We start from the raw sequence: 25,770 nt of genomic DNA, 5'->3' as shown, positions 1-25,770 counted from the left end.
ATTAACAATAATTTAATACTCTGATTAATTTACCACTAGTTAACTGTCCTATCATTGCAACTCAAGTTAACAATGGTACACACATTAAATAATAGTGAGTTTAATTTTATTTATCATAAATAGACCAATAACTAACTAAATACATCGTTCAATATCAATAAAATAGGTTCAAAGGCTAAGCTACGGACCAGTTTGGTAACAAACTCTCTTGCAGCTTCATCATTTATGGCAATAAACACCGGTATTTTATCCGCTTTTCTAGCTTCTTTTGGGATTAACTGTGCAAATATAGTATTAAACGCTTTAACCACCCTTACTTTGGGTGCGAGTTTCTGAATTTCTTCAGCGGCGGATGTCGTGTGTCCAATAACTAAATGAGAAAATCCTCTGACACAAGATTGGTGATATCCACTAAAATTTTATCTGAAAGATCACCCGCGACTGCAATAACATCACTAATGGCATGATAGGATAACGCTAAAATAACTGCCTTAGCTAAATGCACAACGGTTGCAATATCTTCACCTTGAGCATTAGCACCAATTGATTTAACCAATGCTTGTGATTTTTTCGCTAAATCTCGATGCCCGATAACAATCTCATGGTTCGCATCAGCGAGTGCATTAGCAAGACCTGGGTCATACTGCCAGTACCAATAATGGCAATTTTCATTTCTATCTCCTTAGAATTGCGAAAACACAGACACTATAAAATAGAAATAAAACATGATAAATTATTCCAATATTTCATCTATATAAATAATTTGTTTTTAATGGATCGCTTAATTTGCATGACCATTTTCGTTAAAACTGTTGAACTTGGCTTATTTTCAGCCACAGCCAACGCACTGAATCTGTCTCTTCTGTTGATCGGCAAATACATACGCATGCTCGAAACATATTTAAATGTTCGCTTACTTAATCGCACAACAAAGCATCAAAGTTTGTCTGAGATAGGAAGCATTTTTTATGAACGCGCCAAAAATATTCTTATCAAAGTTGCCGAAGCCCAAACCATCGCTGCACAAAGTAATGTAAAGCCTCGTGGTCGGTTAAAAATTAGCGCATCAACAACTTTTGGTACTCACGCACTTACACCCTTACTGCCTGAATTTTTAAGAACCCATCCTGAAGTCTCTATTGATTTATCATTAACCTATCGAAAAGTTAATCTGATTGATGAAGGATATGATTTAGTTTTACCAGTAGGAAAACCATCAGACTGTGGTTTAATCGTCAGATCGCTTGCCCCTTATCGGCTACTATTATGTGCGGCACCTTCCTATTTAAAAACGGCAAATACCCCTAATGATCTAAGGCAACGTGAATGTTTCGTTTTTTCAATGGTATTACAGAATCATTGGGAATTTATTGGTCCGCAAGGACTTATTTCAGTGCCGGTGAGTGGACGTTTAATCTCTGATGGTAGCGATGCGTTACTTCCGGCGGCAATTAGTGGGTAAGGAATCATGTTACAACCGGTTGAAATGGTTAAAGCGGTGATTGAATTAGGACAACCCGTTCCATTATTACCCAAATATCCTATTCCCACTCATCCTATGCATGTACTTTATGCTGCTGATCGCCGTATTCCACCAAAATTAGGCAGTTTCATCGACTTTTGTCTACAAAAATTTGGACAAGTATAAATAAATCAATTGATCTGGAGCGTTGTTATGGATTTATCTATTGAACAAATACTCAAACAATTTGCTAATAAAAATATCAATATCAATAAGATATACTTTGTCAATCATCCTTCTTTAGTTCCTATCCTTGCTTACCAAGTTAATTTTCCTCGTATAGAAATCATCATAAAAGGTCAACAAAAGATGTTATGGACAAATGATAGAGGTGAACAAATCAGTAAAACGCTCTATTCCAATGATATTCTCTATGTTACCTCGAATAGTTGGAATAAACCCCTTTGGCATAAACCAGTTACCATTTTAAGTATTTTATTTGAAAAACAACAAATTGGTTTAAGTTTGTTTCATTGGGATGGAACGCAAATAATTTCTAAAGATCAATACAATATTGCAAGACGTGGACCACGTGTTGGCACCTTCATTATTCAGGCACTTGCAGAACTTACCTGGCATAAGCAACCATCAGAAAAAAATCAAACCGCCTATTTTCTTATACATAGTTTACTGAGTAACACACTTGATTTGCTCAACGCCACTATCGAAACTTCGTCGAAAACCACCAGTTTATTTGAAGCGATTCGCCAGTATATCGATACGCACTTTCGTGAAGATGTGACCCGCAATTTTTTAGCGAAGATGTTCTATATCTCACCGAATTATTTATCACATCTTTTTCAACGTGAAGGAAAGATTGGATTGAATGAATACGTCAATCATATCCGTTTAGAATACGCCAAATCATTGCTTAAGAACTATGACTTAAATATAAAAGAGATTGCGCATGCTTCCGGTTTTAGAGACAGTAACTATTTTTGTCGAATTTTTAGAAAAAAAACCGAACGTTCACCAACCGAATACCGTCGACAATATCACAGTAAATTATCACAAAAAACATGAGATTTTAGTAAAAACTAAACACAATGATGTTGATAACAATAATATTCAATACAGTCACAATGATTATTGATGGCTTTTAATTTATCTTTTTTTAAAAAAATGGGCAACAAGGCTATGCCTTTTCCTCTTTCGACAAGATTGAGTAATTGGCTCAAAGAATCGACCGTAATAATTTTCTCCGATGGATAACCCAAAGTAAGCGTTTTGACTCTTAATGGGCAATGTTCATCATTATTGATCAATATTGGCAAACGCTCAGGAGTTACAATTGATTGGCTTTGCAAAAAAGCAATCGCTAAGTTTTCGGTATTTGTTAAAAGATAATCAGGATGCTTAACTTTTTCAAAAGTAATCACTTCATCATAACAATGATGTTGAATTTGATTCAATATATCACTGGTTCGTTTAATGACAATTTCAGTAGAGTCAATGCAATATTTTGTTGTTTCAATCACAATAAACTGAAATAAAAGCTCCGATATTAATAATGTATTACGCTTACCTTTAAAAGACTTTTTGAGTTGTGAATACTTTGCTAAAGTCTGCAAAGTAAAATGATAAAATTGTTGCCCCTCTTGAGTAGGCTTAACTCCATCAAAACCACGAATAAATAAGGTAGCTTGCAATTCATACTCAATCTTTTTTAAGTGAGCCGTTAAATTTGATTGTGTACAGTTCAGAGCTTTAGCCGCTTTATTGAGACTTTTAAGATCATAAATCGTTCTAAAAATCAGTAATCCTTTAAAATCCATTTTACAAAGTCCCCTATCACTTTTTTTGATAACCCTATCATAAATTAGAATTATTCAAACTTCAATTTCCTTATTAAACTCATAATCATAGTTATAAACTGACTTTAACATTCAAAGGAGAAAAACATGCAAGCTATGCAATATAAAATTCTTTTACCTGCCGATTATGATATGCAAATCATAAAAAATCGTGTCAAACAAAATGGCTATAAAATGGATGGCTTTAAAGATTTACTTTTTAAAGCTTATTTAATTTCAGAAAAAGGGAGTGATAATCTAGCAAACAGCTATTGCCCACTGTATGTTTGGCAACATACTAACGGGATGACTCAATTTATTTTTGATGGCTACTTTGACAATATAATTGATACGTTTGGCTGGCAAAATATTAATATCGGCATTACCGCAAACATTAAATTAGAAGATAACTTTCTACTCAGTAAATATGTACTTGAAGAACATCACACGATACCGGTGAAAGCTCAACTAAAGAATTTTAATTTCAAAATTACAGAATATCAAAATCAGGTTGGTAATGTCGTTATCTATAATCCGGATAAATGGCAATATACTTCGTTTACTTTTTTCGAGCAAAAACCAAATAACCAACACAAAAATATCCATCAAATTTTGCATTTATCAAGTGGCTTATAGCAAGGCGGTGTCTAACATTCTTATACCTAATCGGGTAGATTGACATTATCTGAAACAATCTCAAAAAATTATTAGAGTCTATTCACTTATCAAGATAAAACAGCATTATCTTGTAAAAAAAATTTAGGAGTCTATACCGTTTCACTTTAAATCAAATATCGATCATAAAAGAGACAAAGATGCCAAAAAATTTGTAATGACCAACAAGTAAAAACTACTTTCAATATAAAAAATGATTTGCCATTCAAGCATTGAAAAGCTCGCTAACCGAGTATTCAGTTAGCGAGTGACGGAATTATTCACAGATATAATTATCAAGGTTATTAGTATCACCTTTACCTTTATAGAGTGTTTGTTGAGGATATTGGCATATCGGTCTTTGTAAAGTTACTTGACCATTTTCTATTTTTTTAGCAATCAGATTCCTTGGCGCTTGTTTTTTCTCAATCCAATTAACTAATGACTCAAAGCCATTAATGTCATCGGGACCCTCACCACCATTACAATGGTCAACACCCGGTGCTAAATAGAGTTTTGCAAAGTTATCAACATAATCTTTGCCCCCCATAACTTTCAATACATTATTATAGTATTGAATCGTTCCTTTTGGCGCTATCAGACGATCATTTAAACCATGCCAAATAATCATTTTTCCACCCGATTTATTGAACTGGCTCAAATCAGGGTTATCTGTTCCCATTATTGGAGCAAACATTTTTACTGATTCATCAAAATAATTTTCGAAACCATTATACCCTAAACTTTTCCATTCAAAATTTGGATTTTGTTTAATCCAATACTTCAAATAATCAACCGGTATAGGAAAAGGGCCTTCATTACCGGCTAATACATCAAGTGGCGCGGTTGGTTCAATACTAAACCACAAAGGTTTTCCATTTTGATCTGTTGGACCTTGCCATATTTTTCGTAATGTTCGAATTTCATCTTTATTAAGCCCAGCTTGATTGAGTAATACATCACTAATTTGTAATGTTGTTGGATCGTTAACGATATCATCTTTAATTCCATCTTTTTCATCAGCAAATTTAATAATGGCTTTTCTAACTTCATCAAGTTTGCTACTTTCAATCGGCCTTCCTAACTCTTCTTGCATCACCACTTGTAGCCATATTTCTGCTGGTATAAATTTATCCCAATAGATTGCTGGCGCTACGATATATAAACCATCATAATCAGTTGGGTATCTTTGAGCCTCCATTAATCCTTGCCTACCACCGGTTGAACAACCATTCCAATAGGAATAATCTGGAGCCTGACCGTAATAGGATTCGATAATGTGTTTAGTTTTTATTGTCATTTCATGTACACTGCGATAAGCAAAATCTGCTATCGAATCCACTTGTAATTTGCCCTCTTTAAAAACAAATTTACCATCAAACAAACTCCCTTCATGTCCAGTATCGGTCGCTGCTGCGACATAACCATGTTTAGCCGCTACGGCTAACTTATCAAATGGTATAAATCCTGCGTATCCCCCACCGCCAATGGATTGTAAACGGTGATTCCATTGACTTGGCAACCATATTTCAACATTAATAGCTGGTTCAATCATTAATTCAACTCGACAAATCTCTGGTAAATCGAAAAATTCTTTAGTTTTAGCCCCTCGTAATGTATCCGCTAATTTTGACGAAGGTATAAAGTGTTCTTCAATTAGCTCAGTATTTACTACTTTTGCACCCTCTAATTCCAAATTACGCAAGCTTTGACAGTGTACGGCTGAATCCCATAAAACTGGAGTTGCATAAGCAGAAGCACCCAAACAACTTAAAACCGATAAAAAAAATAAATTGCATTTCATCATATCTCTATTCCTATCATCAAACTATTTATTTTAAAAAGAGTTAACTTTAACATTATGCATTATTTGTACAAATAACAATATAAAAATGATTAATTTCTAACAAAACTAAACGTAGGATCATTAAATTGCTGTCAACATTTATGACTATTTTAAAGACTTGTAAGTTGCAATATGTCGTAGTGAATCGCGATGAAACCTTCATTGGAAAAGAAAACTTTGGAAGAAAAGGTAACCTATTCTTAGTAAAGAAAATTCAATGTCTATCAGGCTTTACCATAAAAAAAAATTAAATAATGTAAGCGGATGCATAAACCAAACTTTACCGTTTTGACTTAAGGTGGCAGGCGTTGATGAAGTTTCGGTTTGCTCAGTTGAGGGGGGGATGTTTGACTTTTTTCAGTTTCAGTGTCACTTTGTTGTGTCTGCTGCTTTTGCTTAGCTAATCCTTTGGCGACATCATCCCACCACAGCATTTTTGTCGCTTTTTCTTTGGTTTTTTCCCATAATTCTGACTTCTCTTCTAACTTATTTATTTTACCCAATAAGTTAAGTTGCTCCGGTGTTAATTTCTTGTCGGGGGCAGCTTTATAATCAGCGGGAAAACGTTGATAATCTCTTTTTTGTTGTGCTAATCTCTAAGAACGAACAATTGACTTTCTTCACATCTTAGCATTACTTAATGCTCCAACTGCATGAAAAAATTTTTTCAACAAGAGCTTTTTCTATTGATATCCCTAAATTGAATTGTTCATACTTTAATATTATCACGATTATTAACATCTAATAGTTAATTTATAGCTCCCCAATAATGTTAATTATTTTTCTAAAAGCTCAAACTTTTCATTTATGAAATTATAATATCTTCTTCTATATCCTTCGTTAGCTTCATTTTCATCAGGATCCGCTATTATTCCAGAAATAATAATTAAACTACTATTTAAATGATATTCTATAGAAAACCCATTTTCTCCATTTTCATCTTCTATCAAATAAGCATTAGGAAGTCCAATAACTTTGTTAGAGAGTAAGTTTCGAATCTCTCCACAAATTGCACCACCACCACACCCATAAACCTTAATCAAATAATGATACGCAAAGTTTGCATTTTTAATTTTTGTTTTAGTTTTAATAGCGAAATCGTTAAAATCTAATTTGATAAGTTCTTTACTTTGAGCTTGAGCTATTAAGGAATAATTAATTGCAAATATTATGAAACACAGAAGAGCAAACTTTAACTTTTTCATATTTACCTCCAATTTCCATTTTTCGATTCTTTTAATGCTTCAACCATTTGAGCTGGTAATATATGGGCAGAATTTAGCCCATCTCCTTGATAATATGATGAACCTTCAAAAGCTGCAATTCTTCCATTACTTATTGTTTTCCCTTTACGTACTCCTGCTGATGCAAATTCTTTAGCCCAATCATAAATAGCATCTTCAACATCACCATCCTGTTCTAAATATTTTATTATGTTCTTCCTTTTAATTTTTATCAAATATTCTTCAAATAAAATATCTTGTGTTTCTTTATTATATTTCAATGATAAGTCTAATTTTAAATAATCTAGAGCTGATTTTAAAGTTTCAGGAATTATTTGAAAGCGTCCAGCAGCAAATATTTCCCCTTTTGCTTGTTTATCAATTAATTCCTTTAGCGTCATAGAGGTTAAGTTAGTATTAAAAAAAGCTCTTAGTTTTGGTTTAGTTTGATTATAAGCTGAATAATCATTATTGGATTCAACTTCACCTAACAGCAAAGCAAATGGGCTTTCTGCCCAGCCTTTTTTTATTTCAACAATATTAAAATAATCCACCATAGCCACAGGATGCATAAACCAAACCTCACCGTTTTGGCTTAACGTGGCTGGCGTTGATGATGTTTCGGTTTGTTGCTTTGAGCTGTCTTCTGTTTTATCTTTTTCTGTTTCAGTGTCACTTTGTTCTGTCTGTTGACTTTGCTTAGCTAATCCTTCGACTACATCGTCCCACCACAGCATTTTTGTCGCTTTTTCTTTGGTTTTTTCCCATAATTTATACTTATCTTCTAACCCATTTATTATGCCCAATAATTTAAGTTGCTCTTGTGCTAATTTCTTGTCGGGTGCATCTTTATAATCTGCTGGAAAACGCTCATAGTCTCTTCTTTGTTGTTCTAAGCCTTGTTTTATTGATTCTTGTTTGCTTGCGTCCATCTTACTAACATATGCATCACGTTTTGCTTCATCGCCGTCTTTTATATAACCCAAATAGTTTTCCGCATCACCAGTCATTTCACTGTTTAATGCTTCCCATTCCGGTCGCTTTCCTTCTGCATCCAGCTCTTCATACCATTCACTTTGATAATTTACTAACAGCCGTCCCAGTGCCGTTGTTAAGTGTGGTTTTTCGGATATCCCTTTAAAACATCCCTGTGTTAATGTTGCATATTTATTACTATTTTGAATGTATTGCTTATCTAATATTGTTAAGGTCTCTTTGAGGGTTGGCTTATAGTTCTCCAGTGAAGCATTATCTTTGTTTCGGGTTTCTGATTTTTTCGCACTCAGGTAAAACTCTTTTAAACTGCCAGTTTCTGTAATCTGTTTAAAACCAAACCACTCCCAACCACTGACTTTCTTCACGCCCTCACTGCCAATAAATGTCCATCCTTTGATAGGAACATTTTGACTATCCACTGCATGCTCTATCCATAACCATAATGTCCCCTTTTCATCCATGGCTCGTTTATCATTCTTGATTAAATCTTCATCATTTAAATTCAGTAGCAACGGTGGTGTATCGACTTCTTTTTTACTGGTTGTTAACTCACTCTGTTGTAATGGAAACTTGCTCCATGCCTTTGTGGTACTGGCTAAATCTTTTAGATTACCTTTTTCTTTTAGTTTATCCTGTATCTCTTTATTATTCTCTATCCATAATGTTTTAGTTTCACTTTTCGATGTTTGAATCTCTATTTGGAACCAGTTGATATTCCGTTCTTTACTTAATATTTTTATTTCCGAACCTTTAAGGCACTCACCGACTTTTGTATCCGATTCTGATGCTGACGCCAGTAATTTTGCACCTTTTGATATGCCAACCAATGTTTTATCTTCATCGGGTATTTTACCTGCCTCTGTCTGCGTTTGGGTGATGAACGTCGGCAAATCGTCACAAGTAAAGCATTCAACATGTAAACTTGGTTTATATTGACTTGCTGTTAAACCTGTTTTTAGCGGTAAAGTCGCCATCTCTATATAATTACCGTCTTTATCTTTTTGTTTGCTGATGCCTTTATTTTGATTATGACCAATATGCCCCACTAAATCACCGGCTTTGATTGGATACGGTTTATCTAATACCACTACCTGATTATATTCTTTTCCTCGGGTGATGTTTTCAAGATTATCGCTCCATACGAGTTTTTTTCCTTCTGATAAAGGAATGGTCGGTTGCCCGTCACGGACTATCTGGGCTAATTCAACAAACGTTTTAGGTTTTTTCTTACCGCTTATTTTTACTTGGGTTCCCTTGGGTAACATAGACAGTATGTTTTTTTTACTTTCATCCCTGACTCTCAGTCCTTTTGATTTGGCAAAATTTTTATTTTTATTTTTATCTTTATCTTTATCTTTTATATCAAATTCGGATTCCGTGAGCTGCTTTTGAGTTCCATTGAAAACCCAACCGATAATCTTCTTTCCTTCATGCTCATAAGGCGTTAATACCGGTATTGAACAATAGCCTTCCTTTAATGAGGTCACCGCATACCATTTATAATCTTCGGTATGTAACTCAAGATTCAATTCCACTTTGGTGCCCGCTTGTAAGACTGCAAGAATCTCACCTTTTTTTAAGTCAGGCTTCTTTCGAATATTTAATCCTTCAACAAAATCTAAACCTTTTTCAGTGACCCGATAAATATCTTGCTCCCAAAATGCTGGCGTAGGCTCTTTTGGGTTATCATTGTAAAATTTAGTATCAGCCAAATGCATATATAAACTATAAAAATACAGCTGGTGACCGGACTGTTTAGGTTTAGCCGTTTCAGTAGCAGGCGGTGTACTTGCTGTTGATGCGTCACCGGTTGTCGTTGGGGTATGGGTATCTGTGCCCGTTGGTGATGTCGTTACCGGTGTAGTCGTGGCTGGCGACGTATTTGACGACGGTAATGCATAGGCTGCTGGCGCTGTTGAATTTTCAGTTGAGTTAGTGGTAGCTGCGTCGGGTGATGACTGACTTTCGGTTGTTGGAGTTGGTGTCGCTGCCGGAGCCACTTCTTCAATTCGTTCCATTTCAAGCAGATGACGAACTAAAACAAAACCGGTTGAGAAAAAACTAACCTTATCACCATAATCAACTTTTTGATAATTGTCGTTAACCCGATAAGCAATGACTTCACCATCTGCTATACAGTACACTTTGCTCGGTTTATCATTTACAATGCCTAAATTCTTAAGCACATCTTCATCAAAGTGAATGCCTCCATGCACAAGCTTATTAACGCTCACAGGATAAAAACCGGTTTGCGCTAACATTAAGGCTTGATGATAACGGGCTGCGCTTGATTTTTTTGGGTCATTGGTAACGACCGGATATTTCCATTTTTTTATAGGGGCTAATGCCATGGTTGATTCCTTTTATCCTGAAAAATTGATAACATCACTATTGATTAAACGCATAAGTGCTACATCAATATCACTGGATGTAAATTTTAATTTGTCACTATCAATACTTGCCGGTCCCATTTTTTGCAGAGCATTGCTTTTTATATACACATTATCCGCTGTGCCCAGCTCAATGCCTTCACGGCTGATTTTGATAAAAGAGCCACCACACATTAACGTCAGCTCTTCGCTTGCTGTGAGGGTGAGTTCACCGTCCACACTGTCGATTTTGATATCTTGTTGAGCCGCCATATTCAAGTTGGCATTTTGCGCTTGTATGTCAATATCCCCTTGGTTGGCAAAGACCTTCATCCCCGATTTGTGGGCAAATAAGCCTATGGCTTCACCGGATGTGACTGTGATGTTTTTCAGGGCATGGATGTCGGTTTGGTGTTCACTGGTTAAGGAAATACTGTTACTCGAGGACAGTTGGATATTTTCCGGACTGGTTAACGCAATGCCTGCCTGTGCATAAGCTAAGATGCCACTTTCAGTGAGCGTCGTTAACGCTGCTTTAAGCTGGTCCTGACTGGCGGTGTCAGCACCGTGTGCGTCGCATTGATTGGCAGCCTGTTGCAGCGCTTTGGCTATCGATAAGGCATTTTCCAGCTGGGTAATGGCGCCTTGCATATCCAGTTGCTGACCTTGCGCTTTGGGCTCGGTTTGTGTCGTCAGGTATAAGCCTTTTTCAGCCGCTATCGCCCCCCATTCATCGGTGCGCAGTTCAAACCCTTCACCCCGTAACGCTTTTTTTTGGTTGACTAAGTGTCCCAGATTGAGTTGCGTTTTGCCGTATTCGGTCGCCAGCTTGATGTGCTCCTGCCCCCGTTTGTCTTCCATGCGCAGTTTGTTATTGGTGGGGGTGCGAATCACATTGCGGTGTTTGTTTATCGTGGTCACCAGGTCAGGGTGCGCACTGTCGTGCAGGGCATGGGCGATATACGGTCGGTCCGGATTGCCGTTGGTGAAGGCGACCGCCACTTGCGTGCCGTCAATGAGCGGAAAGTGAATGCCATAGGTGCTGCCGGCATACGGTCTGGCCAGTCTTAACCATAGGCTCTCTTCCCCGTTTTTCCACGCTTTTAAGTCAAAGTTAAATTTAACCCGATAACGACCCTGTGTATCAATGTAACCGTAAGTGTCATTATCCGGACTGCTTACCCGTGCCGGCAGGGTGCCGTGCACCGTCGGCGCCGGCAGCGGTGCCGGTCGGTAAGGTTTTAAGGCGTGATACGGTATGGCGGTAAAACGCAGTTCGTAAGCTTCGGTGCGGTTGCCTTGCCCTTCCACACTTAATATTAGGACGCCCTCATCAATGTCCATCCATGGACTACCGTTAATCTGTATGCGTTGACCCGGTGTCAGATTGGCATGATTGCTTTTCCCGTGGATGATAGTTTGTTGACTGATGGCGTGTTCATGACGTATTCGCGCATACCAGTTACCACTTTCCACCGCATTGTCGTAAGGATTGTCGCTGTTATGATGGCTCTTGTCATTGTCATTGTCATTGCTATTGTGATAATTGTTGTTATTGTCGTTATTGTTGTTGCTATCTTCCTCTTCCCCGTCTTTCTCTGCCTGACCGTGTGTGGTCAGACCTTTGTAATGCTCATCATAACGGTAATCGGTGCCATAAGTGGTGGTGTCTTTCGGTTGGCTGTTGACTTCACCAACGAAACTGGCGTTGGCATCGCGGTAGTTATAATCCTGCACCTTAACCGAGGATTCGACGACCTGACTGCGCAAGGTGATGTCCCAGACACTTTCCCGTCCACCATCCAGGGTGCCACTGGGCGGTTGGTAACGGATATCCGACGCCTGCCCATACCCCTGCTCGTTATCACTGATGACCATCACATCACAATGATGCTCGCCATGCGTTTCAAACCGGAAATACACCCCCACATCCGCCAGCAGTCGTTGAATGAATGCCAGGTCACTTTCCTGCCATTGCGTGATGAATTCTCGCTCCGGATAGTGATGGTTTAATTCCAGACGATAATCCACCCCCGTATAGCCATGACTGCGCAGGACTTCTTCAACCACACTTATCACGCTTTGTTTCTGAAAAATGGCATAATTGTGACTTAACCCCAGTCTTGCCAATGGTGAGGATAAGACCACCTGATAGCGGACCTCGTCGTGACTGACCGATAACTGTCCAAATGTGGTTATCACGCCATAGAGCGTACGTGATGCACCTTGTGAGAATAAGGCGTTCAATGAATTGAGTGGCGTGTTTTGCTTTAACCCGTTTAAGGGCGCTGTCGCGCTTTGAGGATTGACCGACGACTCGGAGGGTTTTAATTCGTGCAATGCATCAAATGGGGTGCTGGCGTTCAGTAAGTCTGAGGCACCCAATGCCAAAGAGGTCAAATCGGCATGAACAGGATTGAAACGAAACCAGGCTTTTTGATTGAGAAACGATTCCGCATCCAGATGTGGATGTGGGCTGGTAAAGGTGATGGTGTAATGCCAGGGCTGGTTAAGTTGTTCATTGCCGGCAACCTGTAAAACCGAAATCGGCGCGCTTTGACCATCGACAGTTAAGGTATAGCGATTATGGGCGGTGCCTTTCTTCAGACTGCGCTTTAATCCATGTTTTAAACCATGACTTAAACCATTTTCCAATGGATTGATCAGATGGGTTAATCCTTTATCCATGTTATCCTCGATATATTTCATGTGCACGGCAAAAACAATTTTGCTATTTTGAACTACATATTAGTGATGTAAACAATTGATCATAATTATTAAGCTAGGCTATAAAATACTTCTTTATAGATCATTTTTCAATCGCCAAATGACTAGCAATCAGTCATTTACATGATTGTCTAACTGTAACGTTTATGAATAAATACAGGTTAATAATTTAATAAAAAAATTAAACTGTTAATTGTGTGCATTTTACATAATTGGGGCATTTTGCTATAATCAGCACCTAATTTTTATGAAAAGGGATGGTTTTGTCGAGATTCAGTTAATTTAAAATGCATCAACAAAACATCAATTTTGCTTTTTAATATCCTCTTTTTATCTTTGCTTAATTTTTCATCAAAAATATTTAAATGAATACCACGCAGTTAATAAATAATTTAAATTTTATTAGATAGTTATTGATTAGCAACCAATTCACTCTGTTTCATTTATTGTATGAAGAAAGGCGGTATTTTATGAAGAAAACTATAAAACCGAAAAATCACCCATTGAACATAAATGACATAACTATTATTGATGACAGCAAATTAAAAAAAGCCATCATTGCAGCAGCACTTGGTAACGCAATGGAATGGTTTGATTTTGGTGTTTATGGCTTTTTAGCTTATGTATTAGGACAAGTTTTTTTTCCTAATGCTTCACCAAATGTACAAGTGGTTGCTGCATTAGCAACTTTCTCGGTGCCTTTTTTAGTTCGACCATTGGGGGGATTAGTATTTGGCATATTAGGCGATAAATTTGGTCGCCAAAAAGTACTTTCTATCACCATCATTATCATGTCATTAAGTACATTTTGTATTGGGTTGATTCCTTCCTATGCATCAATTGGTATTACCGCACCAATATTATTATTGTTAGCTAAATTAGCACAAGGCTTTTCGATTGGCGGTGAATATTCTGGTGCAGCCATTTTTGTGGCTGAGTACTCGCCAGACCGTAAACGAGGATTTATGGGCAGTTGGCTGGATTTTGGCTCTATTGCAGGGTTTCTAGTGGGCGCTGGCTTAGTAGTGCTATTATCAACTCTCCTCAGTGATGCTAACTTCCAATACTGGGGATGGCGGATCCCATTTTTATTTGCTCTGCCATTAGGGCTAATTGGTCTATATTTACGCCATGCATTAGAAGAAACGCCAGCATTTGTACAACATACTGATTCAATGGATAAAAACGAACAAACCCATGTCGCAAATCCACCTAAAATGACTTTCAAAAAAATCATTACTCAGTATTGGAAAAGTTTATTTGTTTGTGTTGGATTAGTTATTGTGACTAATGTCACCTATTACATGCTTCTAACCTATATGCCAAGTTACTTATCACACAATTTAAATTATCATACTGATCATGGAGTATTAATAATTATTGCTATTATGATTGGCATGTTATTTGTACAACCAATGATAGGGTTAATTAGTGATAAAATAGGACGTAGACCCTTTATAATAGGAGGAAGTCTTGGATTACTTCTTCTTTCCTATCCTGCCTTTGTAATGATTAACAGTGATGTGATTGGCCTTATTTTTTTAGGATTATTGATATTGGCGGTTTTGCTAAACTGTTTTACAGGAGTAATGGCATCAATTTTACCAGCCATCTTTCCAACCAATATCCGTTACAGTGCCTTGGCTATCTCATTTAATGTTTCAGTGTTGATTGCTGGCGCAACACCAACTGTTGCCGCTTGGTTAGTGGAAGAGACAAATAACCTCTACATGCCCGCTTATTACTTAATGATTGTTGCATTAATAGGATTGCTTACTGGTATAAAAATGAGAGAAACCGCCAATCAACCACTACGAGGTGCAACGCCTGCGGCATCAGATCGTTCTGAAGCAAAAGAGATCTTATCGAATCACTTTGATTCCATCGAGCAAAAAGTGGAAGATATCGATGAACAAATCGAAAATCTGCAGGAACAGCGGCAAGATTTAGTCGATCAACATCCAAAATTAGATTGAAGTTTTGCTTGTTTCAGCTTGAATTTGTTTTTTATCATATGGATATCTTTTCTAATTAAGGCTTTTATTGCAAAAGCCTTAATAAACCATCACGAACAATTTGTAAAAAATATTCAGGAGTCTATACCGCTTCATTTTATTTTTATCCCTTAAATTTCATTTTTCAGCAACAAGTCAGATTCTAAATAGACTTTGTTTCTATCAGATGGATCTTTTGGTTTTGGTTTTGGTTAAATTTCATTTTTTAAATGTTATAAAGCTTTAATAAACGATTTTGACTCGGACATGATTGAGCATATTCACAATATCATAGCCTAAATCCAGCAAAATCGGATTTGCAATATTCAATAGGTCAATATTTCTTATTGATTTCAATTGAAATTAGATTATGCTATAAATGCTAGATCGTATTTTTATGTAGCATCCTACTTTACGGTTCAGTCAAACCAAATCATCGATGCCATTCGACCCGTCTTATTTTCACGACGATATGAAAAAAATTTATCTTGTTCAGTGTAGGTGCAGTAGTCACCACCAAACACATTAACAACTCCCATAGCTTGCAGACGTTGTTTGGCTATTAGATACAAATCAGCCAGATATTTTTTCTCAGTTGGATTAATTAAAGTGAAAGCCAGCTTAGCGTTAGAATCGATTTTTTCAAATTGATGTTTGACTTCAACACCTACCTCAAATTTTTTTACACTGATGGCGGGTCCCATCCAAGCTAATATTTCATTGGTTGGGCACGCAAATTTTTTAACCGTTTCTTCTAAAATACCATAACATAACCCTCGCCAACCCGCATGTGCAGCAGCAACTTCATCCCCTTTTATCGAACAAAATAATACAGGCATACAGTCCGCTGTTAGCACGACACTAACTTGCTTTGGTTGATGAGTATAAGAAGCATCGGCTTCAAATGTTCGATGAGTATTTATCATGCCTGTTGGCGCTTGTAGAGTAATTTGTGAAATATCCAATGCTGTAGTGCTATGCGTTTGAGTAAGCCAATAAGGTTCACTTGGTATCTGCTGGGCGCGAATGATACGTTTGCGATTTTCAGCAACATGCTCTAAATTATCATCAGTACGATTACCCAAATTTAAACTGGCAAATGGCGCTAAACTGACACCACCAGTTCTGGTTGTAGTAAACGCATGAATATTTTTAGGTGCAGTCCAATAAGGGTAAATCGATTTGATCATCTTGGTTACCAATCCAGTTCATCTTTGTGAAGTTCAGTATCTTCCTGTAATGCTAGAATTAAGTTTTGCATATCTTCAGGAAGAGGCGCATGCCACTCCATCTGTTCACCTGTAACAGGATGGAATAGACGTAACATAGTAGCATGCAGTGCTTGCCGATCAAAATTACGTAAGTTTTGAATCAACGATTCATTGGCACCTTTTGGCGGTCTCGGACGTCCTCCATATAATGGATCACCAACCAGTGGATGTGCTATATGTGACATATGCACACGGATTTGGTGAGTTCGCCCGGTTTCTAAACGTAAGCGTAAACGCGTATGTAATCGATATCTTTCCATTACTCGATAATGTGTTACCGCAGGTTTACCTGTCGGGAATACCGCCATATGTGTTCGTTTAGTGGGATGCCGTGTGATCGGTTGATCAACTGTGCCTCCTGCGGTAATAATTCCCATTGCTACTGCTTCATATTCACGGGTGATTTCGCGCAGTTGTAATGATTCAACTAAATGCGTTTGGGCTACAATTGTTTTTGCGACAACCATTAAACCAGTTGTGTCTTTATCTAATCGATGAACAATACCCGCACGTGGTACACGCGATATTTCTGGGTAATAATGCAATAAAGCATTTAATACAGTGCCATTGGGGTTACCTGCGCCCGGATGCACAACCAAATCTCGAGGCTTATTAATCACTAAAATATCATCATCTTCATAAACAATATTAAGTTTGATATCTTCTGGCTGATGATAAGTTTCTTCCTCAATTTCAGCGTTTATGCATATTTTTTCACCACCAAGAACACGTTCTTTCGGTTTATTGACAATGATATTGTTGACTGTAACTTTATTATTAACGATCCAATCTTTAATTCTCGATCTTGAGTAATCAGGGAAAAGTTCTGATAACGCTTGATCTAAGCGCATTCCTAGCTGGGTGTGTTCAATTTCGGTCGATAATTTTAACTCGTGCATGTGTAATTTATCTATTTTAAGCTGTTAGGATTTAGAGTATTATATACCAATCATTGCCTTTAATGTTTAATTAAATTTGGACTGAAAACCGAATGAAACTACGTTTACACACTTTATTAGCAATCACTTTAGCTAGCATGCTAATTGGCTGTACTTCTTCTAAGCCAGATGTTGAAAATGTATCAGAATTAGATCTACATAACAAAGCTCGAAGTGAACTCGAAAGTGGTAACATAAAATCCAGTATTACCATATTAGAGACAATCGATAAGAACTATCCATTTGGTCCTTATTCACAACAAGTACAGCTTGACTTAATTTATGCCTATTATAAATCCGGTGATTTTCCATTGACTATTGCATCAATTGACCGATTTTTAAAATTGAATCCAACTCATCCCAATATAGATTGGATTATCTACATGCGCGGTATCACTAACATGGCACAAGATGATAATACTATCCAAGGTTGGTTTAACGTCGATCGTTCCGATAGAGATCCTGATTTTGCTATGGCTGCGTTCAAGGATTTTACCTATCTTGTTTCAAGTTTTCCAGACAGTCCTTACGCTGCTGATGCCCAGAAACGTCTGATCTATCTGAAAAATAGATTATCTCGGTACCAATTAAAAATTGCAGAGTATTACACTAAACGTGGTGCTTACGTTGCAGTAATTAATCGGGTAAGCCGAATGATATCGTTATTTCCTGACACAGACTCAACGAAAAAAGCACTTTTATTGATGCGCAATGCTTATAATGAATTGGGCTTAGCTAACGAAACCCAAAAAGTCGATGAGTTAATTCAAGCGAATTTTGAAAATATGCCTAAAGAAGAGCAAAAATCATTATTATCGAGATTGACCAGTGTATTTAATGGCGGTTAAAACTTAATAAGCGGAGATCAACTCCGCTTATTATTTTTGCCATAATCTGAAAAACCATTATATGTAGATTATTCATTTCTATCAGTTAATGCTTTTAGTCAACTGCCCCTTCTTCTTTTTGCTTAACAATTCAGACAAACCATGCATATAACGTTTGTAAAACACTACAATAACCAATACAATTAGCAAATTATTTTTATTAGCAATAATAGATAGGACATTAATTCGTCATGCAAGAACAATATCGCCCCGATGAAATAGAAGCCGCCGTACAACAACATTGGCTAGAAAATAAAACTTTCCACGTTACAGAAGATCCATCCAAAGAAAAATATTACTGTTTATCAATGCTACCTTACCCTTCTGGGCGTTTACATCTTGGTCATGTTCGTAACTACACAATCGGCGATACCATTTCACGTTATCAACGCTTAAATGGCAAAAATGTATTGCAACCAATTGGCTGGGATGCATTTGGTTTACCCGCTGAAGGTGCAGCGGTTAAGAACAATACTGCTCCAGCAAAATGGACCTATGAAAATATTGCTTATATGAAAAAGCAGTTACAATTGTTAGGTTTTGGTTATGATTGGGATCGCGAAGTTACGACTTGCCGCCCTGAATATTATAAATGGGAACAATGGTTTTTTACTAAGCTGTATGAAAAAGGTTTAGTCTATAAAAAAACGTCTGCCGTCAACTGGTGTCCTAATGATCAAACCGTACTTGCTAATGAACAAGTCATTGAAGGTTGCTGTTGGCGTTGCAGTACCCCAGTTGAACGTAAAGAGATACCACAATGGTTTATCAAAATTACGGCATATGCAGAAGAGTTGCTTAATGATTTGGATACCTTAGAAAGCTGGCCTGAACAAGTTAGGACTATGCAACGTAATTGGATTGGGCGCTCAGAGGGCGTTGAATTTGATTTCGCCGTCGAAAACTATGCGGATAAATTACGTGTTTATACGACCCGTCCTGATACTTTAATGGGCGTAAGTTTTGTGTCAGTTGCAGCAGAACACCCTCTTGCACAATTAGCCGCTCAAAGCGATGCTAAACTTGCTGAATTTATTGCCGAATGTAAAAACACTAAAACTGCTGAAGCTGATATGGCGACGATGGAAAAGAAAGGTATGCCAACGGGCTATTATGCCATTCATCCATTAACTGGCAATAAAGTGCCAGTTTGGATCGCTAATTTTGTACTAATTGAGTATGGTACTGGTGCAGTTATGGCAGTACCGGGGCACGATGAGCGTGATTACGAATTTGCTACTAAATATAACCTACCAATTAAACCGGTTATTTTGAACCAAGAAGGTAATGCACCCGATCTTTCTAAGCAAGCTTATACCGAACATGGTAAATTATTTAATTCTGGCGAATTTAATGGCCTTGATTTTGAGCAAGCATTCAATGCGATTGCAGATAAGCTAACTGCTCTTGGTATTGGTACTCGGAAAGTCAATTATCGCTTACGCGATTGGGGCGTTTCACGCCAACGCTATTGGGGTGCACCAATTCCAATGGTTACTCTAGAAGATGGCACCACGATTCCAACACCGGAAGATCAATTGCCTGTTATCTTACCAGAAGATGTCGAAATGAATGGTATCACAAGCCCAATTAAAGCCGATCCTAACTGGGCTAAAACTATGGTTAATGGTCAACCCGCCTTACGCGAAACCGACACTTTCGACACGTTTATGGAATCATCTTGGTACTACGCGCGTTATACTTGCCCTCACTATGACAAAGGCATGTTAGATGAAAAAGCAGCGAATTATTGGTTACCTGTCGATCAGTATGTAGGCGGTATTGAGCATGCGATTATGCATCTTCTTTATTTCAGATTCTTTCATAAGTTAATGCGTGATTTTGGTTTAGTCACATCTGACGAACCAGCCAAACGTTTACTTTGCCAAGGCATGGTATTAGCTGATGCATTTTATTACACCAGTCCAACGAATGAACGTATTTGGGTATCACCAACAGAGGTGACCATTGAGCGTGATGAAAAAGGTCGTATTGCTAAAGCTGTTGATAATAAAGGTAATGAACTTGTGCATGCAGGTATGACAAAGATGTCAAAATCCAAGAATAATGGTATTGACCCGCAAGAGATGGTCGAAAAATACGGTGCAGATACTGTTCGCTTATTTATGATGTTTGCCTCACCTGCTGATATGACCCTTGAATGGCAAGAATCAGGTGTTGAAGGTGCCAATCGCTTCATTAAACGTGTATGGCGTCTAGTGTATGAGCATGCACAAAAAGGCCAAACAGCAGAGCTTAATGTTGCCTCACTTGACAACAATCAGAAATCATTACGTCGTGAATTACATAAAACGATTGCCAAAGTAAGTGATGACATTGGTCGCCGTCAAACATTTAATACTGCAATTGCGGCGGTAATGGAATTTATGAATCGCTTGCAAAAAGCACCTCAAGAATCTGAACAAGATCGTGCATTAATGAACGAAGCGTTAAATGCTATTGTTCGTTTACTTTATCCTATGATGCCTCATGCTTGTTTTGTGATGTGGCAAGCGTTAGGACACAGCCAATCCATTGATGATAGCCAATGGCCAGTTGCAGATGATTCAGCAATGGTTGAGGATGAAAAACTCATTGTGATACAAATCAATGGTAAAGTACGCGGCAAATTTACCGTACCAGCAAATGCGGATCAAGATTCGGTCATAGAACAAGCTAAACAAGAACCCAATATCCAAAAATATTTGGTTGATGTTTCGATTCGAAAAGTGATTTATGTGCCTGGTAAATTATTAAATCTTGTTGTTGGTTAATATTGTTTATAACTCAATATAGGCGGTAGTGGATATGAAAAAATATTTAGCTTTTCTCATGTTATTAACAATATCCTTAACTGGATGTGGATTTCATTTACAACACGAGACAGAAGTGCCAACACGTTTTAAAACGATGTCTTATGTAAGTCATGATCCTTATGGACGGCTTTCACGAGATATTAAAGAATTGTTACGCGATAATCACGTTACGTTAGCCAATACTGGGGATTCACAAAATCATCCAGTATTAAAGGTCGTAAGAGATTCATTAAATCGTAGCACAATATCAATTTATAAAGATGGTAAAGCAGCGGAATATCAATTAGTTTTAACTGTTGAGACACAAGTGATTATCGAAAATGAAAAAATTTACCCAATTAATGTTCGTGTTTTCCGAACATTTTTCGATAATCCATCAGCCGCGCTTGCGAAAACGACTGAACAAGATTTGATTGAAGATGAAATGTATGTGGAAGCAGCCAAACAAATTATTCGAAAATTAAAATCTGTTGATGCCATTAATTAACAAATTGATATGATTAAAATCAACGCTGATCAAATCACAACAAAATTAGGATCGCCTTATTATTTAATAATAGGGAATGATCCTTATTTACAACACTATGCCCACACTCAATTAAAAACCTCTTTTAAACAATTAGGATTTAATGAACCATACACGTTTAATATAGATAATCAAACCGATTGGTCAGCTATCTTTGACAGTTGCCAAGAAATGAATTTGTTTTCTGACAATACATTGATTTTATTGGATTTTGGTGAAGGTTCAATCAATGCCAATATTACCACTAAGCTCAATACGTTAAGTGAAATGTTAACTTCTGATGTTGTCTTAATCATTAATGTAAATAAAATCACTAAAACGAATGAAAACGCACCATGGTACAAAAGATTATCTGATAAGTTAGTTGTGGTAAGTTGTAATACTCCTGATGAGGTTCAATTACCTAAGTGGGTTATCAATCATCTGCAGCAAAAACAGATGCAGATTGAACCACAGGCAATTGAGTTACTCTGTTACTATTATGAGGGTAATTTACTTGCATTAACTCAAATTATTGAACAATTAAAATTACTGTTCCCAAATCAGACTATCAATTATGATCAAGTCGAAAGTAATATTAATGATTCAGCAATATTTACGCCTTATCATTGGATTGATGCAATGATGTCACATAAAACTAAGCGCGCAGTCCATGTAATGCAACAGCTAAAGATGAATGAATTTGAACCATTAATTTTACTGCGTATTATACAACGAGAACTTATCTTACTCATCAATTTGAAAAAAGGATTATTAACCAAATCGTTTAAACAAGTTTTTGACGAATATAAAATTTGGCAAAATAAAAGACCGATGTATAGCGCTTATTTAAATCGTTTTGATATTAAAGATCTATTTAATACACTCAAGCAACTGACTGAAATTGAAATACGTTTTAAACATGATAATCAATTACAAATTTGGGATGCTTTATCTGCTCTAACACTTCAATTTATGGGATTGAATAAATGTTAACAGCTTTGTTAGGTGGTACATTTGATCCCGTGCATTATGGACATATACATCCCGCTATGGCTTTAGCCAAAGAAATTGGCTTAACCCAAATTAGCTTATTACCTAACCAAACTCCTCCACATAAACCACCGCCAGTAGCAACAACTGAGCAACGTCTGGCGATGCTAAATTTGGCGATAGAGGATGTTCCTTTATTTTCAATTGATACTCGGGAAATATCATCTGAAAAATTAAAGGGACCTTCCTATACAATTGAAACGTTAGAAAAATGGCGTCAGGAAAATGGTTATGAAAAAGGGTTAGCATTTATTATGGGTCAAGATTCATTGCTGAGCCTACCTACTTGGCATAAATGGCAAACACTGCTTGATTATTGCCATTTGCTCATTTGTCGTAGACCTGGCTATGCAGAAAAAACCAATAATATCGAGTTACAAAATTGGATAGCTGCACATCAGACAATGAATGTTAAAGATTTACATGATTCTCCTTATGGTTACATTTTTTTTGCTCATACACCACTTGAAAATATTTCAGCTACGGAAATCAGACAAAATATCAACACTAAACAAAACTATAAAAATTTGTTGCCAGCTAAAGTTTGGCATTATATTCATCAACATGCACTTTATAACACAAAGAAAAAGTAGAAAGGACTTTACATCTGACAGTTTTTTCGGCATTATTTTGCCGCTAAGTTTATATATTCTAAATTCAGTTTTTTTATGTTTATACTGTAATTTGCGAAGTCCTATTTTAAACAACCAATATGGTAACGAAAAAGCTTATGGTTTTTTCACGCACATGTTAATCGTGTGAAATATGATTTGCAATTTAAGTATATTTAATTTGTATTTATTATTTAAGAGGCCCAAATGGCAAAAGAAGATAACATTGAAATGCAAGGTACAATACTTGATACACTCCCAAACACGATGTTCCGTGTTGAACTCGAAAATGGTCATGTTGTTACTGCACATATTTCTGGTAAGATGCGAAAAAATTACATTCGTATTTTAACTGGTGATAAAGTAACTGTTGAAATGACGCCTTACGATCTCTCTAAAGCACGTATCATATTCCGTAGTCGCTAATATCGTTATCAAAATAATCCACACAACCGATTATTTATCTCTTTCTTAATAAAAGGCCGTCGACAAACGTCGACGGAAAATTAGGAAGTTTTGGAAAATCTGGAGCATTAATCTGCTTTGGAAAAATCCATTTCATCGTATTTTACCCATTTGGTCTTTTTGACTATTTTGTAGGTAAAATAAATCGCAAAGAATAATGGTATACCAATGTAAGTGGCAATTACACCATTCCAATCTATAGTGTCTTGTAAAAACGCTTCATAATTTTGTCCTAAAGTAATAATTAAGCATAATACAAAGGCAAAAATAGGACCAAATGGAAAGCAACTTGAACGGTAAGGCAATTTATTGACATCATTACCTTGAATCAGGTAACCCTTTCTAAAACGATAATGGCTAATAGCAATGCCAAGCCAAGCAATAAATCCTGTCATACCCGACATATTAAGTAACCACAAATAAACGGCTTGATCTTTATACATTGAAGTTAAAAAACAGAGCATCGCAACAAATGTGGTTGCTAACAATGCTGCACGTGGTACACCTGATGATGATAAGTGACCAAATATTTTTGGTGCTTTTCCTTCTCGAGCTAGTGCGTAAAGCATACGTGTTGATGCATAAAGACCCGAGTTACCTGCAGATAAAACTGAAGTTAAAATAACGGCATTCATCAAAGCCGCAGCTGACAACAGTCCAGCATGTTGGAATACTAATGTAAATGGACTAACACTGATATCCGCTTCATCATTGCGTAGCAAATTAGGATCAGTATAAGGAATAATCAAACTGATAACTAAAATTGCAAAGATATAAAATAATAATATACGCCAAAATACTTGTCGCATAGCTCTTGGGATATTTTTTTCAGGATCCTTTGATTCACCAGCTGCAATACCAATTAATTCAGTACCTTGGAATGAAAATCCAACCACCATTGCGACACCAATCATTGATGAAAATCCACCGACAAAAGGCGCATCACCGACTTGCCAGTTTTGCCAACCTGCACTTTCTGCACCACGTAAAATGCCGATTATCATCAACAATCCAACAACGATAAATACAATAACTGTGACGACTTTAATTAAAGAAAACCAAAACTCAGCCTCACCAAATCCTTTGACGGAAATATAATTTAAACAAAATATAATGCTTAAAAAGAGTAGACTCCATAACCAACTGTAAGCCCCTGCATCAATCCAATACGAGATAACCAACTGAGCGGCAACTAAATCAACAGCAACAGTTATTGCCCAGTTATACCAGTAGTTCCAACCGATTGCAAAACCAAATGCTTCATCGACATAACGTGCACCATAAGTTGCGAATGTTCCTGAAACAGGTAAATAGGCGGCAAGTTCACCAAGACTGGTCATTAAAAAATACACCATCACGCCAATAATGGCGTATGAAAGTAGCGCACCACCTGGGCCTGCTTGAGCAACTGTTGCACCAGATGCAACAAATAGCCCCGTTCCGATTGAACCACCGATAGCAATCATCGTTAAATGACGAGCTTTTAAATCTCGTTTTAATTTATTTTTCATAACAATGTTCTTCTGTTTATTGATATTAAATTTCATAGAAAAAACAGCTATCAGTTAAGATATTTCCTAATCTGTATAGCAAAAATTAATTCTATAATTATTGATATTTATTACTAGATATTGAAGTGCGGTGAAGTTTATCAAAAAAACAACTTTTCGAGATAAATAATTCTAATAATCGATCTGGTTTGTTAAATTTAAGCAATACTTAATTGCTAGTCAACTGTTCTAATTGAGTTAAATAATGCATAGCGTGTTGTCGATTATTGCCACACATTTCAAAACAGGGTTTTAATCGACCACAAACTAACGGTCTTGATGGTTGCTTGAAAAGACCACATTGAAAATTATCATCTAAATGAATGCAAGCAATACCTGCAGGTTTGCCATTAGGCATACCAGGAATTGCGGATGAAATTGAGGGTGCAATACAGCAAGCCCCACATTTTTTTCGACATTCATATACATTAACCATACTATTTCCTTTATTTTAAGGTTTTTCGACAAATTTTGATGGTGACAATAGCAAGTTAGCGGTAAAATAGCGAGCTCATTTTTACCTTGTCTGATCCTTACTATCATAAATTGT

The 25,770-nt window shown here is 36.8% G+C and carries 22 protein-coding genes and 1 pseudogene; 11 read left to right on the top strand and 12 right to left on the bottom strand.

All coding sequences use genetic code 11. From position 1 onward, the window contains the following. Window positions 1-131 precede the first annotated feature (131 nt). Window positions 132-311 carry a hypothetical protein gene (locus J4T76_RS09035; protein ID WP_267341940.1) on the bottom strand — a complete coding sequence of 60 codons (180 nt, stop codon included), beginning with the start codon at window positions 309-311 and terminating at the stop codon, window positions 132-134. A 59-nt stretch (window positions 312-370) separates the two neighbouring features. Next, window positions 371-592 carry an NAD(P)-binding domain-containing protein gene (locus J4T76_RS09030; protein WP_443135241.1) on the bottom strand — a complete coding sequence of 74 codons (222 nt, stop codon included), beginning with the start codon at window positions 590-592 and terminating at the stop codon, window positions 371-373. A 198-nt stretch (window positions 593-790) separates the two neighbouring features. On the opposite strand from J4T76_RS09030, the gene J4T76_RS09025 reads away from it, so the two are divergent. Genes J4T76_RS09025 through J4T76_RS09015 form a run of 3 tightly spaced genes read left to right on the top strand, consistent with a single transcriptional unit; the run spans window position 791 to window position 2,545 of the window. Continuing rightward, complete coding sequence (locus J4T76_RS09025) at window positions 791-1,462, top strand: LysR substrate-binding domain-containing protein (RefSeq protein WP_267356169.1); 672 nt, start codon at window positions 791-793, stop codon at window positions 1,460-1,462. 6 nt (window positions 1,463-1,468) lie between these two features. Continuing rightward, the gene (locus J4T76_RS09020; RefSeq protein ID WP_267356170.1) at window positions 1,469-1,648 is read left to right on the top strand and encodes a hypothetical protein; all 180 of its coding nucleotides are present in this window, start codon (window positions 1,469-1,471) and stop codon (window positions 1,646-1,648) included. A 27-nt stretch (window positions 1,649-1,675) separates the two neighbouring features. Next, the gene (locus J4T76_RS09015; RefSeq protein ID WP_267341944.1) at window positions 1,676-2,545 is read left to right on the top strand and encodes a helix-turn-helix transcriptional regulator; all 870 of its coding nucleotides are present in this window, start codon (window positions 1,676-1,678) and stop codon (window positions 2,543-2,545) included. A gap of 14 nt (window positions 2,546-2,559) precedes the next feature. On the opposite strand, the gene J4T76_RS09010 is transcribed toward J4T76_RS09015, so the two are convergent. Next, the gene (locus J4T76_RS09010; protein WP_267356172.1) at window positions 2,560-3,297 is read right to left on the bottom strand and encodes a LysR family transcriptional regulator; all 738 of its coding nucleotides are present in this window, start codon (window positions 3,295-3,297) and stop codon (window positions 2,560-2,562) included. Between the two features lie 126 nt (window positions 3,298-3,423). Here J4T76_RS09010 and J4T76_RS09005 point away from each other — a divergent pair, with 126 nt between their 5' ends. After that, window positions 3,424-3,951 (top strand): DUF4865 family protein, encoded by a 528-nt coding sequence (locus J4T76_RS09005; RefSeq protein ID WP_267356174.1) that lies wholly within the window; start codon window positions 3,424-3,426, stop codon window positions 3,949-3,951. Window positions 3,952-4,246: 295 nt separating this feature from the next. Here J4T76_RS09005 and J4T76_RS09000 read toward each other — a convergent pair whose 3' ends face one another. From J4T76_RS09000 to J4T76_RS08980, 5 genes are all read right to left on the bottom strand, one after another. Next, window positions 4,247-5,776: a tannase/feruloyl esterase family alpha/beta hydrolase gene (locus J4T76_RS09000; RefSeq protein WP_267356176.1), complete on the bottom strand. Its 1,530-nt coding sequence runs from the start codon at window positions 5,774-5,776 to the stop codon at window positions 4,247-4,249. A 332-nt stretch (window positions 5,777-6,108) separates the two neighbouring features. Further along, on the bottom strand, window positions 6,109-6,318 hold the full coding sequence (locus J4T76_RS08995; protein ID WP_267365794.1) for a hypothetical protein: 210 nt from the start codon (window positions 6,316-6,318) through the stop codon (window positions 6,109-6,111). 273 nt (window positions 6,319-6,591) lie between these two features. Beyond that, on the bottom strand, window positions 6,592-7,020 hold the full coding sequence (locus J4T76_RS08990) for a hypothetical protein (RefSeq protein WP_267341955.1): 429 nt from the start codon (window positions 7,018-7,020) through the stop codon (window positions 6,592-6,594). Window positions 7,021-7,022: 2 nt separating this feature from the next. Beyond that, a complete protein-coding gene (locus J4T76_RS08985) occupies window positions 7,023-10,385 on the bottom strand; it encodes an SH3 domain-containing protein (protein WP_267356180.1) in 3,363 nt (1,120 codons plus the stop codon). A gap of 12 nt (window positions 10,386-10,397) precedes the next feature. Then, window positions 10,398-13,091, bottom strand: a complete 2,694-nt coding sequence (locus tag J4T76_RS08980; protein WP_274460450.1) for a type VI secretion system Vgr family protein — start codon at window positions 13,089-13,091, stop codon at window positions 10,398-10,400. Window positions 13,092-13,600: 509 nt separating this feature from the next. On the opposite strand from J4T76_RS08980, the gene proP reads away from it, so the two are divergent. Next, entirely contained in the window at window positions 13,601-15,106 is a 1,506-nt protein-coding gene (gene proP / locus J4T76_RS08975; protein ID WP_267355682.1) for a glycine betaine/L-proline transporter ProP, read from the top strand. 437 nt (window positions 15,107-15,543) lie between these two features. On the opposite strand, the gene pgeF is transcribed toward proP, so the two are convergent. Both pgeF and rluD read right to left on the bottom strand, forming a co-directional pair. Continuing rightward, entirely contained in the window at window positions 15,544-16,311 is a 768-nt protein-coding gene (pgeF, locus tag J4T76_RS08970; protein WP_416380314.1) for a peptidoglycan editing factor PgeF, read from the bottom strand. A gap of 8 nt (window positions 16,312-16,319) precedes the next feature. Further along, on the bottom strand, window positions 16,320-17,294 hold the full coding sequence (gene rluD, locus J4T76_RS08965) for a 23S rRNA pseudouridine(1911/1915/1917) synthase RluD (RefSeq protein ID WP_267340430.1): 975 nt from the start codon (window positions 17,292-17,294) through the stop codon (window positions 16,320-16,322). A 92-nt stretch (window positions 17,295-17,386) separates the two neighbouring features. Between rluD and bamD the strand changes: the two are divergent. The 6 genes and pseudogenes from bamD to infA all read left to right on the top strand — a co-directional run. Beyond that, window positions 17,387-18,109: pseudogene (gene bamD, locus J4T76_RS08960) on the top strand (outer membrane protein assembly factor BamD); the annotation flags it as partial. Window positions 18,110-18,411: 302 nt separating this feature from the next. Next, window positions 18,412-20,994 (top strand): leucine--tRNA ligase, encoded by a 2,583-nt coding sequence (leuS, locus tag J4T76_RS08955; RefSeq protein ID WP_267340433.1) that lies wholly within the window; start codon window positions 18,412-18,414, stop codon window positions 20,992-20,994. 34 nt (window positions 20,995-21,028) lie between these two features. Beyond that, complete coding sequence (lptE, locus tag J4T76_RS08950) at window positions 21,029-21,523, top strand: LPS assembly lipoprotein LptE (RefSeq protein ID WP_267340435.1); 495 nt, start codon at window positions 21,029-21,031, stop codon at window positions 21,521-21,523. 9 nt (window positions 21,524-21,532) lie between these two features. After that, window positions 21,533-22,537, top strand: coding sequence for a DNA polymerase III subunit delta (gene holA / locus J4T76_RS08945; protein WP_267354659.1), 1,005 nt, complete (start codon window positions 21,533-21,535; stop codon window positions 22,535-22,537). Beyond that, the gene (nadD, locus tag J4T76_RS08940; RefSeq protein ID WP_267355680.1) at window positions 22,531-23,187 is read left to right on the top strand and encodes a nicotinate-nucleotide adenylyltransferase; all 657 of its coding nucleotides are present in this window, start codon (window positions 22,531-22,533) and stop codon (window positions 23,185-23,187) included. Before holA ends, nadD begins: the two co-directional genes overlap by 7 nt. 225 nt (window positions 23,188-23,412) lie before the next feature. Beyond that, window positions 23,413-23,631, top strand: a complete 219-nt coding sequence (gene infA / locus J4T76_RS08935; RefSeq protein WP_025315083.1) for a translation initiation factor IF-1 — start codon at window positions 23,413-23,415, stop codon at window positions 23,629-23,631. Between the two features lie 107 nt (window positions 23,632-23,738). Here the strand turns inward: infA and J4T76_RS08930 are convergent, their stop codons facing one another. Then, window positions 23,739-25,181, bottom strand: coding sequence for an amino acid permease (locus tag J4T76_RS08930; protein WP_443135221.1), 1,443 nt, complete (start codon window positions 25,179-25,181; stop codon window positions 23,739-23,741). Window positions 25,182-25,389: 208 nt separating this feature from the next. Continuing rightward, on the bottom strand, window positions 25,390-25,656 hold the full coding sequence (locus tag J4T76_RS08925; protein ID WP_267345659.1) for a YkgJ family cysteine cluster protein: 267 nt from the start codon (window positions 25,654-25,656) through the stop codon (window positions 25,390-25,392). Window positions 25,657-25,770 lie beyond the last annotated feature (114 nt).

This window comes from Gilliamella sp. B3022, from assembly GCF_028751545.1.
Classification (GTDB): Bacteria; Pseudomonadota; Gammaproteobacteria; order Enterobacterales; family Orbaceae; genus Gilliamella.
This window is presented reverse-complemented; position numbering and strand designations above follow the sequence as displayed.